Annotated in this window: 14 protein-coding genes; 8 read left to right on the top strand and 6 right to left on the bottom strand. The window is 70.0% G+C overall.

The features are described 5' to 3' along the window. Together ABD230_RS10885 and ABD230_RS10880 are read left to right on the top strand one after the other, a co-directional pair. Entirely contained in the window at positions 1–1,167 is a 1,167-nt protein-coding gene (locus tag ABD230_RS10885) for a serine hydrolase domain-containing protein (RefSeq protein ID WP_344373145.1), read from the top strand. Next, on the top strand, positions 1,164–3,416 hold the full coding sequence (locus ABD230_RS10880; protein ID WP_344373142.1) for an alpha-L-rhamnosidase: 2,253 nt from the start codon (positions 1,164–1,166) through the stop codon (positions 3,414–3,416). Before ABD230_RS10885 ends, ABD230_RS10880 begins: the two co-directional genes overlap by 4 nt. Before the next feature lie 53 nt (positions 3,417–3,469). Here the strand turns inward: ABD230_RS10880 and ABD230_RS10875 are convergent, their stop codons facing one another. The 5 genes from ABD230_RS10875 to ABD230_RS10855 form a co-directional block, all read right to left on the bottom strand. Then, a complete protein-coding gene (locus tag ABD230_RS10875; RefSeq protein ID WP_344373139.1) occupies positions 3,470–4,471 on the bottom strand; it encodes an aldo/keto reductase family protein in 1,002 nt (333 codons plus the stop codon). A gap of 10 nt (positions 4,472–4,481) precedes the next feature. Continuing rightward, positions 4,482–5,312, bottom strand: a complete 831-nt coding sequence (locus tag ABD230_RS10870) for a carbohydrate ABC transporter permease (protein WP_344373135.1) — start codon at positions 5,310–5,312, stop codon at positions 4,482–4,484. Next, positions 5,309–6,241 carry a carbohydrate ABC transporter permease gene (locus ABD230_RS10865; protein ID WP_425546213.1) on the bottom strand — a complete coding sequence of 311 codons (933 nt, stop codon included), beginning with the start codon at positions 6,239–6,241 and terminating at the stop codon, positions 5,309–5,311. The genes ABD230_RS10870 and ABD230_RS10865 overlap by 4 nt, the downstream gene beginning before the upstream one ends. An 80-nt stretch (positions 6,242–6,321) precedes the next feature. Further along, positions 6,322–7,641 carry an ABC transporter substrate-binding protein gene (locus ABD230_RS10860; protein ID WP_344373132.1) on the bottom strand — a complete coding sequence of 440 codons (1,320 nt, stop codon included), beginning with the start codon at positions 7,639–7,641 and terminating at the stop codon, positions 6,322–6,324. Between the two features lie 229 nt (positions 7,642–7,870). Continuing rightward, positions 7,871–11,335 (bottom strand): family 78 glycoside hydrolase catalytic domain, encoded by a 3,465-nt coding sequence (locus ABD230_RS10855; RefSeq protein ID WP_344373128.1) that lies wholly within the window; start codon positions 11,333–11,335, stop codon positions 7,871–7,873. Between the two features lie 541 nt (positions 11,336–11,876). On the opposite strand from ABD230_RS10855, the gene ABD230_RS10850 reads away from it, so the two are divergent. Then, positions 11,877–13,535, top strand: a complete 1,659-nt coding sequence (locus ABD230_RS10850; RefSeq protein ID WP_344373125.1) for a DUF389 domain-containing protein — start codon at positions 11,877–11,879, stop codon at positions 13,533–13,535. 38 nt (positions 13,536–13,573) lie between these two features. Here ABD230_RS10850 and ABD230_RS10845 read toward each other — a convergent pair whose 3' ends face one another. Beyond that, positions 13,574–13,957 (bottom strand): hypothetical protein, encoded by a 384-nt coding sequence (locus tag ABD230_RS10845; protein ID WP_344373122.1) that lies wholly within the window; start codon positions 13,955–13,957, stop codon positions 13,574–13,576. 82 nt (positions 13,958–14,039) lie between these two features. On the opposite strand from ABD230_RS10845, the gene ABD230_RS10840 reads away from it, so the two are divergent. From ABD230_RS10840 to ABD230_RS10820, 5 genes are all read left to right on the top strand, one after another. Next, positions 14,040–14,702, top strand: coding sequence for a winged helix-turn-helix transcriptional regulator (locus tag ABD230_RS10840; protein ID WP_344373120.1), 663 nt, complete (start codon positions 14,040–14,042; stop codon positions 14,700–14,702). A gap of 147 nt (positions 14,703–14,849) precedes the next feature. Then, positions 14,850–15,362, top strand: coding sequence for a universal stress protein (locus tag ABD230_RS10835; protein WP_344373117.1), 513 nt, complete (start codon positions 14,850–14,852; stop codon positions 15,360–15,362). Between the two features lie 20 nt (positions 15,363–15,382). Beyond that, positions 15,383–15,841 (top strand): fluoride efflux transporter FluC, encoded by a 459-nt coding sequence (locus tag ABD230_RS10830; protein WP_344373114.1) that lies wholly within the window; start codon positions 15,383–15,385, stop codon positions 15,839–15,841. Then, on the top strand, positions 15,838–16,215 hold the full coding sequence (crcB, locus tag ABD230_RS10825; protein ID WP_344373111.1) for a fluoride efflux transporter CrcB: 378 nt from the start codon (positions 15,838–15,840) through the stop codon (positions 16,213–16,215). The genes ABD230_RS10830 and crcB overlap by 4 nt, the downstream gene beginning before the upstream one ends. A 92-nt stretch (positions 16,216–16,307) precedes the next feature. After that, on the top strand, positions 16,308–16,934 hold the full coding sequence (locus tag ABD230_RS10820; protein ID WP_344373108.1) for a dihydrofolate reductase family protein: 627 nt from the start codon (positions 16,308–16,310) through the stop codon (positions 16,932–16,934). The last annotated feature ends 100 nt before the right edge of the window (positions 16,935–17,034 follow it).

Genomic DNA, 17,034 nt, shown 5'->3' with positions numbered 1-17,034 from the left:
GTGCACGACGTGATGCACGGGCGGTGCGATCCGCGCTTCCGCCCCGTCGCCGACCGCTTCTCCGCCTTCCTCGCGGACGAGCCGGCGCTCAGCGCCCAGCTGAGCGTGCGGTGGCACGGCGAGCCCGTCGTCGACCTCGCGGGCGGGCCCGACCTGGGCCGCGACTCGGTCACGGGCGTCTACTCGGCGACCAAGGGTGTGGCGGCCCTCGTCATCGCCATGCTGCTGGATCGTGGGCTCCTCGTCGCCGACCGCCGCGTCCGCGCCTACTGGCCCGAGTTCGCCACGGCGGGCAAGGGCGACGTCACGGTACGTCAGCTGCTCTCCCACCGAGCCGGCCTGCCCCTCGTGGAACGCCGACTGACCCTCGAGGACCTCGTCGACTCGCGCCCGGCGGCCGCGGCGATCGCCGCGCAGCGCCCCCTGTGGCGTCCCGGCTCCGCGTTCGGCTACCACGCCGTGACGATCGGCATACTGATGGAGGAACTCGTCCGCCGCGTGACGGGGACGACCCTCCAGGAAGTCTACGAGACGACCATCCGCCGGCCGCTCGACGCGGACTTCCACCTCGGCCTCCCCGAGACGAAGGACCGGCGCTACATTCCGGTGCGGGACATGGAGCCGACCGACGAGCAGGCGGCCGAGATCGCCGCTCGCCCGCCCGCCGACGCCATCGCCGAGGCGGTCTTCGACAACTTCGCTGCGCCGGACGACCGGTCGCCGGACGGCACGAGCACCAACAATCCGGCCATGCGCCGAGCCGGCTTCGCCGGCATCGGCGGGGTGGGGTCCGCAGCGGGGCTGTCGCTGCTGTACTCGGCCGCGCTGCCGGACGGCGCGATGCGCATCGCCGAGCCGGGCGTCTTCGCCGAGATGGCGGAGCAGCATTCGTGGGGCACCGACCGGGTGCTCGGCATCCCCAACCGCTTCGGGATGGTGTTCATGCTCCCGCGGCCGCGCATGCCGTACGGCGGGCCGGGTGCGTTCGGCCACGACGGCGCCGGAGGCGCGCTCGGATTCGCCGACCCATCGTCGGGGCTCGCCTTCGGGTACGTGCCGTCGCCGATGCAGTACCCGGGCGGCGCAGACCCGCGCTCCGTCGAGCTCGCGCGACTCGCCTCGATCGCCGCGGAGTCGACCCGACCCACCAGGAGAGGACCGCAATGACCACCGACCCCCTCGGGAACGCCCGTTTCATCACGGCACGGGCGGACCGCGACGTCGCCCCACGGTTCTCCACCGAGGTCGATCTCGACCGTCCGCGGTCGCAGGTGACGGCCGCGGTGCTGCGCGCCACGGCCCACGGCGTCTACGAAGCCCGCATCGACGGACGACCCGCGTCCGACTCCGTCCTCGACCCGGGCTGGACCGCGTACGAATGGCGCCTCCCGTACCAGGAGCACGACGTGAGCGATCTCGTCGCCTCCGGAGAGGGCCCGGTACGGCTCGACCTCGTGCTCGGCAACGGCTGGTACCGGGGCGACCTCGGCTTCGCCGCCGCGAACGCGAACTACGGCGAGGTCATCTCGGTCGCGGCCCTCCTGGACATCGCCTACGCCGACGGCTCGAGCCAGCGCATCACCACCGACGCGAGCTGGTCCGCCGTCGCGTCGGACACGACGCGCAACTCCCTGTACGACGGGCAGACGATCGATGCACGGCGACGCTTCGACGAGGGCGCGCCGCTCGGGGTGCGCGAGGTCGACATCGATCGCACCACGCTGTTCCAGCAGAGCGGCCCGCCGGTGCTCCGGCACGAGATCATCAGCCCGGTCGCGATCTGGACGTCCCCGTCGGGACGGTGCCTGGTGGACTTCGGCCAGAACCTGGTCGGGTGGCTCCGCTTCACGGTCCAGGGCGCGGAGGGCACGGAGATCGAGATCCGCCACGCCGAGGTGCTCGAGGACGGCGAGCTCGGCATCCGCCCGCTGCGGGCGGCCGAGGCGAGGGACGTCTTCATCCTGTCCGGGAACGAGGACTCGTTCGAACCGACGCTGACGTTCCACGGCTTCCGGTACGCGGAGGTCAGCGGGTGGCCGGGCGAGCTCGCCGTCGACAGCCTGGAAGCGGTCGTGGTGCACTCGGAGATGCGGCGGACTGGGCACTTCGCCTGTTCGGAGCCGCTCGTGAACCAGCTGGTCCACAACTCGGTCTGGGGTCAGAAGGGCAACTTCCTGAGCGTTCCCACGGACTGCCCCCAGCGCGACGAGCGCCTGGGCTGGACGGGCGACCTCGCCGCCTACGCGGCATCGGCATGCTTCCAGTTCGACACCGCGGACTTCCTCGACGACTGGCTCGCCGACCTGCTCGTGGAGACCGCGCACTCCCCCGATCGCGGTGTGCCGTTGGTGATCCCGGACGTGCTGAAGTACGCGGACTTCCCGGCGGACTTCAGCATGCCGCCGTGGGCGGCGGCGGCGATCTGGGGGGACGCCGCGATCTGGGTACCGCAGGCCCTCTGGATCGCCTATGGCGACGCCGATCGCCTGGCGGCGCAGTACCCCGCGATGAAGCTGCACCTCGAGTCGGTGGAGCGCTACATCTCCCCGACCGGGCTCTGGGACCTCGGCCACCAGTTGGGCGACTGGCTCGACCCGGATGCGCCTCCGGACCAGCCCGGCGCAGCGAAGGCCGACCCGCATGTGGTCGCCACCGCATGCCTGTACCGATCGGCGACCTTCGCGGCGGAGGCGGCGACGATCATCGGCGAGACCGAGGATGCCGCGCGGTGGGCGGAGCTGGCCGAGCGCACGCGGACGGCCTTCAACGCGCACTACGTCGACGGGGGGATCGTGACCTCGGACTGTGCGACGGTGTACGCGCTCGCGATCGTGTTCGGGGTGCTCGACGACGATGACCGAGCGTTCGCGGGCGCCCGGCTCGCCGAGATCGTGCGCGATGCCGACTACCGCGTCACGACGGGGTTCGCCGGCACACCCTTCGTGACGTGGGCGCTCTCGGAGACGGGCCACGTCGGGGAGGCCTATGCGCTGCTGCTGGAGACCGGCTGCCCGTCCTGGCTGTACCCCGTCACGATGGGTGCGACGACCGTGTGGGAGCGGTGGGACTCCATGCTCCCCGACGGCACGATCAATGCCGGCGAGATGACGAGCTTCAACCACTACGCCCTGGGCGCCGTGGCGGACTGGATCTACCAGGTCGTGGGCGGCATCCGGCCCGCGGCTCCCGGCTACGGCCGGGTCCGGATCCAGCCGGTTCCGGGGCCGGGCATCACGTGGGCCGAGACCTCCTACGCCTCCGCGCACGGCACGGTCTCGGCGGCGTGGCGCACCGACGAGGGCGGGTTCGCGCTCGAGGTGGCCCTGCCGGACGGGCTCCCGGCGGAGATCGTGCTGCCGGACGGACGGGTCGAGCAGGTCGTCGGCGGGGTCCACCGCCTCACCGCCGCACACTGAAGACGGCATCGCGCCCATCCCGTCCGGGACGGGCGCGATGCCGTTCGTGCAGGTCAGCGGGTCGGCGACTCGGCGGCCGTCTTGGCGGGGTCGCGCTCGACGACGTCGCCGAGGATCGCGTCGATGCGTTCCATCACCTCGTCGGGGATCGTCACCCCCGACGCCGCCACGTTCTCCCGCACCTGCTCCGGGCGCGACGCGCCGATCAATGCGGCCGCGACGTTGTCGTTCTGCAGCACCCATGCCACCGCCAGCTGCGCCATCGTCAGCGAGAGCTCGTCGGCGACCGGCCGGAGCTCCTGCACGCGAGCCAGCACGTCGTCCTGCATGAAGCGGCCGATCATCTCCGCCCCGCCGTTGCCGTCGGTCGCGCGGCTGCCGGCGGGCGGATGCTGCCCCGGCCGGTACTTCCCGGTGAGCACCCCCTGCGCCACGGGGGACCACACGATCTGCGAGATGCCGAGCTCGCGCGACGTCGGCACGACCTCGTCCTCGATGATCCGCCAGAGGGCGGAGTACTGCGGCTGGTTCGAGACGAACGGGATCCGCAGCTCGCGCGCGAGCGCCGCGCCCGCCCGAAGCTGGTCTGAGGTCCACTCGCTCACGCCGATGTACAGCGCCTTGCCGGAGCGGACGATGTCGGCGAAGGCCACCATCGTCTCCTCCAGCGGGGTGGCGTTGTCCCATCGATGGGCCTGGTAGAGGTCGACGTACTCGGTGCCGAGGCGACGGAGCGACCCGTCGATCGACTCCATGACGTGCTTGCGTGAGAGGCCCGTGTCGTTCGGTCCCTGCGGACCGACGGGATAGTAGACCTTCGTGAAGATCTCGAGGGACTCCCGCCGCAGACCGCGGAGGGCGTCGCCGAGTACGCGCTCGGCCGCGGTGTTCGCGTACATGTCGGCTGTGTCGAACGTGGTGATCCCGGCGTCCAGCGCCGCGCGGACGCAGGCCGCCGCCGCGTCGTTCTCGACCTGCGAGCCGTGCGTGAGCCAGTTGCCGTACGTGATCTCCGAGATCTGCAGTCCGGAGTTGCCGAGGTATCGGTGCTTCATGCGGTGCGTGTCATCCCTTGATGGCGCCGGAGGTCATGCCCGCGACGATCTGACGGTTGAAGAAGATGTACATGATGAGGGGCGGGATCGTGATGAGGAGGATGTCCGTGAACAGCAGGTTCCACGTCGTCTGGAACTGACTCTGGAAGTTGAACAGCGTCAGCTGCACCGTCGCGTTCTCCTCGCCCGGCAGGAAGTACAGCGGATTGGCGAAGTCGTTGAACACCGCGACCGACTGCACGACGATGGCCGTGACGATCACGCTGCGCAGCAACGGGAAGCCGACTTGGAAGAACAGCCGGATGGGCCCAGCGCCGTCGATCGCCGCCGCCTCGTCCAGCTCGCGCGGGATGTTCGACACGAATGCGCGGAACAGCAGGACGCAGAAGGACATGCCGTATGCGACCTCGACGAGCGCCAGCCCGAAGACCGTGTTGAAGATGCCCAGCGTCTGCATGATCGAGGCGGTGGGGACGATCGCCGGAGGCACGATCAGTCCCGCCAGGATGAAGAAGGTGATGACGGGATTCCAGCGCGACGGGCGCCTGGCGAGCACCCAGCCGATCATCGCGGCCAGCACCACCATGATCGACACCGAGAGCACCGTGAGGACCGTGCTGTTGATGAAGGCGGTGATCAGCATGTAGTCCCGTGTCTGGAAGACGGTGACGATGTTCTCCCAGAGCACGACGTCCACCGGCCAGGTGAACTCGAGCGTCGCAGAGTCGGGACCCGTCTTGAGCGACTGCACGACGATGAACGCGAACGGCACGAGGAAGACCGCGGCGGAGACGAGGACGGCGATGCCCCCGGTGACGTGACGGACGACGGTGCGGCTCACAGGTCGGTCTGCTTTCGGTTGAGCCACCAGAAGAGCGGCAGGATGACGGCGCTGACGACGACGAAGAGCACGACGTTGCCCGCGGTGGACAGGCCGAAGAAGCCGTACGCGTACTGCTTGTAGATGACGGATGCCAGGACGTCGCTGGCGAAGCCGGGACCGCCGCCGGTCATGACCCAGATCAACTGGAACTCCCGGAGGCCGCCGATGAGTGACAGGATGACGACGGTGGTCGTCGCCGGCCGCACGAGGGGCAGCGTGATGTTGCGGAACCGGTGCCACCCGCTCGCTCCGTCGACCTTGGCCGCCTCGTAGTACTCCTGCGGGATCGCGACCAGGCCGGCCATGTAGATCAGTGCTGCGAGTCCGACGCCGCGCCACACGTCGACCGCGATGATCGAGTACAGCGCGAGGTCGGGGTCGGTCAGCCACCCCGGCCCGTCGATGCCGAGCGCCGCCAGCGCCTGGTTGATGAGGCCGTCGTACGGGTCCATCAGTGCCTGGAAGGTGATCCCCACGCCGACGGTGCTCACGAGCACCGGGAAGAAGACGACCGCCCGCAGGTACCCCCGCGCCCAGATGTCCGAGGTGAGCAGCACGCCGATGAGCAGGCCCAGTACCACCTTCAGGCCCGAGGTCAGGGTTCCGAAGATGAGGGTGTTCGTGAAGCCCTTGCTCAACTGCGGGTCGGTGAAGAACGTGACGAAGTTGTCGAGTCCGATGAACTCCACGTCGAACAGCGTCCATCGCGTGAACGCGTAGTAGAAGGACGCGAAGGTGGGCGCGATGAACAGGACGACGAAGATCGCCGCTCCGGGGAGCAGGAACCATTGCGGGTACATGCGGTGCGCGTACTTTCGGCGCGGCGGGGGCGTGCCGGGAGCGGTGACCACTGCCTGCGTCGTGTCAGGGGGTGCGAGAGTCGCCATGATGTGTTCCTTCTGGCCTGGTGCGGGGGCCGCCAGTGCGCCTGACGTCCCCCGCACCGATCAGTCGTTGCGGATCCGGTTCACCAACCGGGCAGGCCGAGTTGCTGGGCCTGCTTGGCCGCATCGGCGTCGTACAGCTCGGCACCGCTCTCGCCCGTGCGCACGCCGGAGCCGATCTCGACGTCGATCTGCATGAGGTTCGGTCCCTTGACCGGCGACAGGAACTCCAGCGCGGGCGCGACATCGCCCGAGTCGAAGTAGGGCAGCATGTCGGCGACGATCCGCGGCGCGCCGTCCGGGAGGGTGCACCCCTCGACGAGATAGGCGCCGGTCACGCCCAGGGCGTCGGTGAGCACGTCGCACGCCTCGGGGCTCGCCACGAAGGCCATGAACTCCTTGACGGCGTCGGGGTGCTCGGTGTTCGCCGGGGCGTAGAGCGCCGGAGGCATCCAGATCGTCATGCCGTTCGCGTCGGCCGAGTCGCCCGGGATGCCGAAGTAGCCGACGTCGTCGACGTGGTCCGGCCAGTTCGTGGCGATCGTCGCCTGCGCGAACCCGAGCATCGGGTAGTGCGCGGCGGTTCCCGTGGCGACGGCCTCGAGTCCGTCGTTCAGCAGGGCGGAGGCGAAGTCCTCGTTGAGGTAGCCGCCGTCGTACACGTCCTGCAGCTTGGTGAAGCTCTGCACGGCCACGGGGTCGTCGGCGAAGTTGACCTCGTTCGCGGTGTACTTCGTCGCCCAGTCTTCGTCGCTGGCGTACACGTTGTAGAAGTCGGCCAGCGTGATGATCTGCGACGTCCAGGCGTCGCCGTAGGTCTGCTCGACGGCCACGTAGCCGGCATCCTTGATCGCATCCGAGTTCGCGAGGAATTCGTCCCACGTCTTCGGGACCTCGAGGCCCAGCTCCTCGTAGATGGGGATGCTGTAGAAGATGCCGCCGCCGCCGGCGGTCTGGACGGGGACCCCGTAGACCCCGTCATCGGTGGAGACGGACGCGATCCAGGCGTCGTCGAGGTCGCCGACGAAGTCCTCGTCCTTGATGTTCAGCATCGTCTGGTCGGGGTTGAGCGCCTGCAGGAGCGAGCCGCTGTTGTACCAGAACATGTCGGGCATCTCGTTCGTGGCCAGACGCGTCTTCATGAGGTTGTCGAGCTGCGCGGAGTCGCTCGGTCCCGAAGCGTCGACCTCCACGACGATGTCGGACTGCGACGCGTTGAACGCGTCCGCGAGCGCCTCCGCGGTCGCGATGTTGGTCTCGACGCCCGACCCCTGGAACCACTCCAACGTGACGGGGCCCTCGCTGTCGTCGGTACCGCCGGCGCTGCAGCCGGACAGTGCCAGTGCCGCGACGGCGAGACCGGCGATGGCGGCCGGTCGTGACCGGCGTGTGAATGGAGACATCCTTACCTCCTTGTAGGACTCACTCTGGTGTCGCCGCCGAGTTCTGAAAACTAGTCATCGACGGGCTTTCGATGATGGTAGGCCGGTTTCGCCCGTGCGTCAATGGACGTCGTCGACCGGTTTCCGCGATGGAACGCGACGCTCCGGCAGCACCGCCGCCATGCGCGATCACGACGGATGCGGATGCGAGCGCAGCGCGCCCGCACCCGCATCGGTGCCGTCCGTCAGGTCATCGGTCGACGGGGATGCCGCCCTCCTCTCGGAGCATCGCCTGCAGTGCCGTCGCGGCCGCCGTCAGCTCGGCCTTCGCCGCATCGGAGCCCTGCTTCGCGTTGGCCTGCTCGATCTGGTTCAGGAAGGAGCGCAGTGCGCTGTCGGCGACCTGCGCCTTCCCCTCGGCTGAGGCGCCGCGGGCCTTCTCGATGAACGCGTCGAGGCTCTCCGCGAGGCGAGCCGACAGGTCACCGCTGGACGTCCAGCGCTCCACGGCGGCGGTGAGGGCGGCATACCCCTCGCTTGCGGCCACGAAGGTGAACCGGCCCGCGCCGACCGAGTAGACCGCGAAGTCTCCCTCGATCCGCTCGAACGTCGCGCGCTTCGGGGTGAGCACGGCCTGGTCGCCGCCGGTCGGCACCCACACCTCGGCGGTCGTGTTGGCCGGCACCTCGACGGTCAGCGCGAACCGGTCGTCCGACTTCTCCCAGCGGCTCGAGGCGAGCCCGCGCGGGGTCTCGAAGCTGCCCTCGGTCCACGTGAGGTCGCCCGCCGGCTGCGGCTTGAACACGAGGGACTCGTACCCGGCCGATCCCTCGGCCTGGTCGATGCCCACGAGCCCCTTCTGGAACCACTCCACGATCTGCGCGAGGATCATGTGGTTCTTCGAGCTGCCGCGGTCCCACCGCTCGCCGATCGTGGTGAACCCGTCGGGGTTCGCCGTGGTCGACTGCATGAAGTACCCGTAGCCGGGGTAGGTGTCCGTCTGCACCGCGTCGAACAGCACGTCGCCGTTGCCCGACTCGGTGAGCTGACGCACCACCGCGGCGAGGCCGATGGTGCCCGCGCTGAAGTGCGGGGCATCGTCGTCGCCGAACTCCTCGACGTTCCTGACGAGCTCGGCCGTGACGGAGTCGCGGTACTCGTCCGGGACGATGCCTGCGTCGAGCGCGAGCGCCTGCGCGGCCTGGGTGGCGCCGGCGGTGCCGGCCTCGCCCTCGGCCGTGTAGAAGCCGACCGAGGTATTCAGGAAGTGCGCGTTGAACGCGTCCTTGATGTCCTCGGCCAGCTGCGCGTACTCGGCGGCGTCGTCGTCGTGACCGGTCAGCTCCGCCATCATGGCCATCTTGGTCATCATGACGTAGTAGCCCCACGTGCCCGAGATCCGGCCGTCGGTCTGCTCGACCGACACCCAGTCCGACAGGGCGGCGTTGACGATGTGCTCGTCGTCGCCCGTGCCCGCCTTCTCACGGCGGATGTAGTCGACGAAGTCCACCATCCGGTCGTAGGAGCGGGTCATGGTCTGGGTGTCCCCGTAGTACTCGTAGAGGAACGCCGGGACGAGGATGATGCCGTTGCCCCAGTTGATCTCGTCACCGAAGCGCCCCGTGTATCCCCAGTCGTGGACCGGGGTCTTGAGCGCGACGTTCCCGAACATCGGGGTGTCGGCACGCGACTGCCCCTCGATCAGGTGGTGCTCCGTCGTCTGCAGGTACGCGTCGAACTCGAAGAACCGGTGGAAGCCGTCCATCGGCATCGTGTAGTCCGCCGGGTACGACTGCTTCTCGCGTCCGGGGCAGTCGGTGAAGGTCGACATCACCTGGGTGGCCATGGAGTAGTGCGCCATCCTGTTGATGCGGTTGATCCGCTCGTCGGACGAGGCGAACGTCCCCACGTCGGGCGTGCCCGCCTGCAGCCGCACAGCCGTGACGATGTCCGCCGACGGCTCGAAACCCTCGGGCAGCCCTTCGATCTGGACCCACTGCATGCCGAAGTAGTTGAACTTCGGGGCGTGCTGCTCGCCGCCGGCGAGCCCCGCCGTGATGTAGCTGTTGAACAGGTCGCGACCACGTCCGCCCGGCCCGAGCGAGGATTGGTTGACGGTGCCGTCCTCGTTGAGGCTCTCGGCGGGCTTCACCTTGATGAGCGTCCCCTCCGGCAGTTCGGGCAGGTTCAGCTCGGGCCAGCCGGCCATGTTCTGGCCGAAGTCGAAGACCCACGTGCCCGGTGCCGGGTTGGTGATCGTCTCAGGCGTGAAGCGCTCCGCCTCGTGGATCCCCTCACCGGCCCGCGAGACGAGCTCGGTCGCCAGGTTCGGCGGTGGTGCGATGCCGGCCGAGGCCCAGTTCACCGTCGTGCCGTCGCGGCGCGTCGCCGAATCGGTGAGATCGGCGCCCGGCTCGTTCCAGCCGACCTGCACACGGCGGGCGTCGAAGTCCTCCCCCGAGTACCACGCGTCGGTCACCAGCGCACCGGATGCCGCCTGCCAGCTGCGATCGGAGACGATGACATCCGTGCTCCCGTCCGTGTACGAGACCTCGACCCGGCCGATCATGCGCGGCGTCACCGCGGCACCCGCGCTCGGGTCGCTGGCGGCGATGTTGTTGCCCGACCCGGTGACGAGCGCGCCCGAGGCATGCGCCTCGTCGAGTCCCGGCTCGAACGAGATGCCGGTGCCCAGCGGACCCGCGGTGCCGATGTCGGTGATGACGCGCGACTCGAGGCGGTCGCCACCGTCACCGGTGTCGATGTTGATCGTGCCGCCGACGTGGTAGTTCGACGTGCTGCTCAGCAGGACGTTCGTCGCACCGGAGGCGGCATCCGCCGCGAGCGTGCCGGAGCCCTTGAGCTGGCTCTGCCACCACGAGTAGGGCGACGTGCGGCCCACCTCGTCGTTGTGGACCGAGCGCCGGACGTAGGCCGTCCCGTTCCCGAGCTCGACGCCGACGGCGTTCGCACCTTCCTCGAGCACCGACGTGATGTCGTACGTGCGGTACTCCGTCGAGAGCTGGTAGTTGGTGTTCCCGGGGGCGAGGTGCTCGTCGGTGACGCTCTTGCCGTTGACCGTCGCGTACTGCAGCCCGACACCGGACAGGTAGAAGAGCGCCCGGTCGACGGTCTTGCCCTCGGCCAGGTCGAACTGGCGGGCGAAGATCGGCAGGGGGTCGGACTCGGTGCGGCCGGCCTGTTCGATCCAGCGTGCGTCACCCCAGTCGTCCTGGTCCAGGAGCCCGACCGAGAACGTCGAGGGGTCGCTCCACGCCGACGGGTTGCCGAGCGCATCCCAGACGCGCACCCGCCATGCGACGGTGTCGCGGGACTCGAGCGCGTCCGGGGCGCCGTAGGCGACGTTGGCCTGCTGGTCGGAGTCGACCTTGCCGGAGTCCCACAGGAGGTCTCCGGACTCGAGTGCCGCGATGCTCGACGCCGCCTCGATCTCGTAGCCGGTCTGCCGATCCAGCGCACACACCCCGGCCACGGACCCGTCGAAGCACGGATTGCCCTCGGCCTCCTCCGACGTCATGAACCAGGAGAGGAACGGGCGACCGGTACCGAGGTCGAGCGGCTGGTCCGCACGGCCGTTCACGCTCAGCCCCTCGACCGTCACCACGAACCGCTCGGATGGCGGGGCGGCAGAGGCGGCGACGGCTCCCAGGGGCGCAGCCAGGGCGACCACTCCGGCGGTCACGAGTGATGACATCAGGATTCTTCTCATCGCGCGATCACCGCGCTCGGTCCCGGCTGGGAGGGCCGCGTTCGGCGGCTCCCTCCGGCCGTGGCGATCAACGACATGCTCATACTCGCACTCCTTCGTAGCGGGTTGCAGGTTCCGTCCAGTTCCGGCACTGAACGACTTGAATGGATTCAATCCGTTCGGCGGCCACTATTCCCGGTGACCTCAGGTTCGTCAATAGCAGTCGGCGAACTGATTTCACGGCGTTGGATCGGCCCGACGACGGCCGCGGAGTCGGCGCGGCGGCACGGTCCGGCGCCGAGATGAACGCGTTCAGCGAGGGACGCCCGCGCGATGAACAGTTCAGGAGCCGCCCCTCGCCCGGCCTCGCGCCGATCCGCGACCGTCGCGCCGTCCGGCACGGCCTGCTCCGCATCACGAGCAGCTCCCCGACCTGAACACGTTCACGCCATCCGGCACCCCGAATGAACGGTTCATCGCCGCGAAATGGTCGACCGACAGGAACCCGCGGCCCCTAGTCTGGGCGCACGGCGACAGGGGGTCTCAGGTGGAGGTCGACGACAAGGCCGACTGGGTGAATCCGAGTGCCAACGCGCGGCTGCGCGACCAACTCGGGTCCATGGCCGCCGCACTGTCGAACCCCGTCGCGCTCCGCGGACTCGCCTGCATGGTCGGCGGCATCGCCGTCCTGCTGCTGCCGGACGTGACCACCGGCCTCGTGACGGTCATCGTCATCGCGCTCTTCGCGATCAGCGGTCTCGCCGACCTCGTCTACGCGGTCGCCGGGGGCCGCTGGTTCCATCGGCGCATCAACCGATGGCTCGCCGCGCCGCGTGGCCTCGCCGCCCTCGTCCTGGCCGCGTTCCTCGGACTGCTCGGGTGGGCGGGAGCGGGCGAGGTGACACTCACGTTCGTCGTCGGCCTCACCGGCATCTACGTCGGCATCAGGGGTGTGGTGGCGATCATCGCGGCCCTGCTGAAGCGGCACGAGCGCGACCCGATCCCCGCCCTCGCCGGCGGCTCGATCGCCGTCGTCGGCGGCGTGCTGGCGTACGTGGTGCCCAACTCGCTCGCCACGACGGTGATCGTCACGGCCGCGACCGCCTCGCTCGTCGTCGGGCTCGTGCTCATCTCGTGGAGCATCCGGCACGAGGCGCGGGGCACCGGCCCGGATCCGTCGGCCGCCACGATCCCCGAGGTGCTCTGGGACTGGATCGAGGGATCCGACGTCGGCCGGTCGACGCGCGCGGATCAGGCCGCGGGCCTCTACTTCGAACGTCCCGAACGTTTGACGAAGCTCGGCACCTGGTGGGTCATGCTCGTGCTCTCCGTCGCGATCGCGACGTTCGCCGTGCTCCAGGACTCCACCGCGGTCGTCATCGGCGCGATGCTGGTCGCGCCGCTCATGACGCCGATCCTGGGCCTCGCGGGTGCACTGGTCAACGGGTGGGGCCGCCGCGCGTTCCAGTCCGCGACGCTCGTGGCGTCCGGCGCCGGCGCCGCCGTGATCCTCGCCTACGGGATCGCAGCGTGGGCCCCCCTCGCGATCTCGTTCTCGACCAACTCGCAGATCGTCTCCCGGGTGTCGCCCAACACCGTCGACATGATGATCGCGCTCGCGGCCGGTGCTGCGGGCGCGTTCGCCACGGTCAACGCCCGCGTGGCCAGCGGCATCGCGGGCGTCGCGATCGCCGTCGCCCTCGTCCCCCCGCTCGCCGTCGTCGGCGTCAGCCTGAACGGGGCCCGGTATGCGGATGCCGGGGGCGCGACGCTCCTGTTCCTCACGAACTTCGTCGCGATCGTCCTCGCCGCCGCGATCGTGTTCGTGCTCACCGGCTTCGCGCGACCGTTCGCCCTGCGCCACCGTCCGCGCCGGATCCTCCAGACCGTCGCCCCGTTCGTCGTGCTCGCCGGGATCATCCTGCTGCCGCTCATGCTCACGTCGGAGGGCCTGCTGCAGAACCAGACGCGCGAGCGCGACGTGCAGCGGACCGTCGAGGGCTGGCTCGGCCCCGACAGCGGGTTCGCCGTCACGTCGGTCTCGATCTCCGGCTCCGAGGTGTCGGTCACGATCACCGGTCCCGACGATCCGCCCGCCGCGACCGACCTGCGGGACGCGCTCCAGGAGGACTTCCCGAGTCCGATCGGGCTCGAGCTCACGGTGATCCCGGTCCAGGTGACCGTGGTGCCGCCACCCGATGCATGACAGGTGGTTCGGGAGACCCGCCGGCCAACGGGTCGCTCCTAGCGGCCGCCCTTGGCGACGTATTCCTCCGCGTCGTACTGGATGTCGATCTCGCGGATCAGGTCACCGTCGAACGCGAAGAACTCGGAGAAGCGCACCGTTCCGCCGGGAAGCTCGGCGTCGTAGAGCACGGCGGCACTCGAGTCGTCGATGACGACGCGCTGCGGAGTGATCGCACGCGCGGCCTGGATGAAGCCGCGCACACCGTGACCGAACCGCGCGCCGCCGACGACACGGCCCGCGATGGGACCGTCGAACACGAACCCGTCGGCCAGGAGGGGGAGCAGTTCCCGCCCCTCCGCGTACGCGTCGATCCCGCCGCCGAGGATCCGGTAGTACCGCCCGAGCGTCGGGTGCGCGTCGAGGCGAGTTGTCGTGGACATGAGCTCCTCCGATCGTCGAGGTATCACGTACTTGAAATACTCAAGTGAACACGTCTGATTGTCAAGCGATATGCTCGGATCCGTGAGGACCTATGGGCAGTACTGCGCGATGGCTCGCGGCCTCGACCTCGTCGGTGACCGCTGGACCCTCCTGATCGTGCGGGAACTCATCTCGCTCGGACCGTCGCGTTATGCGGACCTGCAGCGCGGTCTTCCGGGGATCGCGACCAACCTGCTCGCGAACCGACTGCGCGAGCTGGAGCACGCAGGCCTCGTCGCACGGACGGAGCTCCCCCGGCCGGCGAACGCGACGGTCTTCGCACTCACCGAGCGCGGGGCCGCCCTCGAGGGCATCGTCCGGGAGTTCGTGAAGTGGGGCGCCCCGTTGATGGCCACCCATGCTCCGGACGACACGTTCCGACCCCACTGGCTCCTCGTCCCGCTGCGCGGCCTCTGCCACGATGCCACGCCGGGTGCTCCGGCCCAGGTCGTGCGCGTCGGCACGGCGGCGGACGGCTGCGACATCGCGGCGGATGCCGGGACGGTCAGCGTGGCGCCGAGCTCGCCGTCGACGACACCGGACGCGACGGTCGACGGTGATCCCGATGCCCTGGTGGCGCTCTTCACGGGTCGGCTCCCGATCGCGGCGGCCGATGCGGCGGGCATGATCACCGGTGACGTCGAGGCGGTTCGACGGGTCGTCGGGGGCACGCCGGCATCCCTCGGGGCGCAGGGCTCCGCGTGACCTCGTGCTCGCGGGCACCGCGAATGCGTGGCATGCTGTCGTGCAGCATCTCGGTGCGACGGCGGTGGGGCTCGCCGGACCCGAACCTCGGCTCGGCCGACAACGGTCCCTATCTCGTGATCGACCACGCCTCGAGATAGGAGCACGATGTCCGGATCCCCGCAGCGAACGCTCGTCGTCGGCGTCGTCCCGGCGCAGCCGGACGCCGTCGTCACGCACGCCGCGTCGCTCGCCGCGCAACTCGGCGCACGGCTGGTGTGCGCCACCGTCGACCCGGGCCGGTACGTCGTCGAGGAGCACCCCGACGGCAGCGTGCGGTCCATGACGCTCGACCCCGACATCGCCGAGGGCCGGGAGGAGGGCTTCGACCCTGAGCTGGAGACCCGCCTCCGCGCGCTGCTCGAGCCGACCGGGGTCGCGTGGGAGGTCCGCGCGCTCGCGGGCGATGCCGCTCGGGCGCTGGCCCATCTCGCGGACACCCTGGACTCGATGATGATCGTCGTCGGCACCCGCGAGGGCGGCATCCGGGGAAGCCTGCACGAGCTGTTCAACGGATCCGTGGCCGTGCACCTCGCGCACCGCCAGCATCGTCCGGTGCTCGTGATCCCACTTGCCCCGGTCGGGCTCGACGCCCCGCTCCCCTGGGAATCGGGGTCGTGACGGCGGCGGAGTCCGGTCGGATGGCAGCCCGCGCCACTCGGCCCGCCCGCGACGCGCGACCCACCCCGCCGTACCGGCAGTGGCGGCTGCTCGGACTCGTCGCGGCCGGGGGCATGGTCGGCACCGCGCTGCGGGAGGCGCTCGCGATGGTCGTGCCGAGCCCCGACGTGTTCCCGCTCGCCACGTTCGCGGCGAACCTCCTCGGGGCGTTCACACTCGGGCTCCTGCTCGAGCGGCTCACGCATTCCGGTCCCGACGTCGGTGCGCGACGCGGCATCCGCCTGCTCGTCGGCACCGGCGTGCTCGGCGGATTCACGACTTACAGCGGGCTCGCGACCGCGACCGCGGTGCTGGTCGCCGACGGGAGCTGGGCGTGGGCGGTCGCCTACTCGGTCGGGACGGTCCTCGCCGGAGCCGCCATGAGCGTCGCAGGGATCGCACTCGGGCACCTCGGCCGGCGGCCGGAGGATCCGTCGTGACGCCGCTGCTGTTCGCGGGCGCGGCCGTCGCCGGCGGCGTCGGAGCGGCGCTCCGGTTCCTCCTCGACGGCCTCGTCAAGGCGCACACGTCGGGACGATTCCCGTACGGCACCGCCCTGATCAACCTGAGCGGGTCGCTCGTCCTCGGAGTGCTCACCGGCCTCGCGGGCAGCGACTGGCTGCCGCCGGAGGTCGCCACGCTGATCGGCGTCGGCCTGCTCGGCGGATACACGACGTTCAGCACCGCCAGCTACGAGACCGTCCGACTCGCGCAGGAGCGCCGCTCTCGCGCCGCCCTCGTCAACGGGCTGGGCATGCTCGTCGCCTGCACCCTGGTCGCTCTGCTCGGCGTCTGGATCGGCACGCTCCTCTAGCCGCCGCTATCGGAGCGCGACGCCCGACGTCGACCGGTGGACATCCCGCTGCGGGCTTGCAACCATACGAATCGACGACGACGGGAGCACGCATGGGCACGGTGTACAGCGACATCTCGGTCTCGGCCGACGGCTTCGCCACGGGACTGAATCAGCGGGAGGAGGCGCCGTTCGGCGACATCGACGACACCTGGCTGCACGCGTGGATGTTCGAGGACGCCGAGGAGAACCGCGCCGAGGTCGCAGCGATCGTCGACTCCGGCGCCACGATCATGGGCCGGAACATGTTCGGCCCGGTCCGCGGCGAGTGGGACCGCGACTGGCGAGGGTGGTGGGGCGACGAGCCCCCGTACCACGGCCCGGTCTTCGTGCTCACGCACCACCCGCACGAGCCGATCGAGATGCAGGGCGGCACGACGTTCCACTTCGTGACCGACGGCATCGAATCCGCGCTCCGGCGGGCCCGGGCAGCGGCGGGCGAGCGGGACATCTCGATCGCGGGCGGGGCCCGAACGGTGAACCAGTTCCTCGCGGCCGGGCTCCTCGACGAGCTGCGGCTCCACGTCACGCCCTGCATCCTCGGCGCAGGCGAGCGCATCTTCGACGGCGTGCCGGCGCAGCGACTCGAGCGCGTCTCGGTGCGGGTCGCCTCCCGCGTCACCCACATGACGTATCGCCCGGTGCGGCCCGCCCCCGCGGCATCCGGTGAGACCGGCTGATCGGACGACTCCGGCTGATCGGGCGACTCGCGGGACCCACGTCCCTTGCGACGGTCGATTGCTGGCAGGTTGGCTGGTGAGGGCCGCCTCGCCGCCGTCG

Source organism: Agromyces tropicus, from assembly GCF_039531345.1.
In the GTDB taxonomy this organism is placed as follows: domain Bacteria; phylum Actinomycetota; class Actinomycetes; order Actinomycetales; family Microbacteriaceae; genus Agromyces; species Agromyces tropicus.
This window is presented reverse-complemented; position numbering and strand designations above follow the sequence as displayed.

Excerpts from the sequence above, each read along its gene's own strand:
- ABD230_RS10865 (WP_425546213.1), bottom strand. The coding sequence starts at position 6,241 with ATGGCGACTCTCGCACCCCCTGACACGACGCAGGCAGTGGTCACCGCT.
- ABD230_RS10845 (WP_344373122.1), bottom strand. The coding sequence starts at position 13,957 with ATGTCCACGACAACTCGCCTCGACGCGCACCCGACGCTCGGGCGGTAC.
- ABD230_RS10875 (WP_344373139.1), bottom strand. The coding sequence starts at position 4,471 with ATGAAGCACCGATACCTCGGCAACTCCGGACTGCAGATCTCGGAGATC.
- ABD230_RS10830 (WP_344373114.1), top strand. The coding sequence starts at position 15,383 with ATGGCAGCCCGCGCCACTCGGCCCGCCCGCGACGCGCGACCCACCCCG.
- ABD230_RS10835 (WP_344373117.1), top strand. The coding sequence starts at position 14,850 with ATGTCCGGATCCCCGCAGCGAACGCTCGTCGTCGGCGTCGTCCCGGCG.
- ABD230_RS10855 (WP_344373128.1), bottom strand. The coding sequence starts at position 11,335 with ATGTCATCACTCGTGACCGCCGGAGTGGTCGCCCTGGCTGCGCCCCTG.
- ABD230_RS10860 (WP_344373132.1), bottom strand. The coding sequence starts at position 7,641 with ATGTCTCCATTCACACGCCGGTCACGACCGGCCGCCATCGCCGGTCTC.
- ABD230_RS10820 (WP_344373108.1), top strand. The coding sequence starts at position 16,308 with ATGGGCACGGTGTACAGCGACATCTCGGTCTCGGCCGACGGCTTCGCC.
- ABD230_RS10880 (WP_344373142.1), top strand. The coding sequence starts at position 1,164 with ATGACCACCGACCCCCTCGGGAACGCCCGTTTCATCACGGCACGGGCG.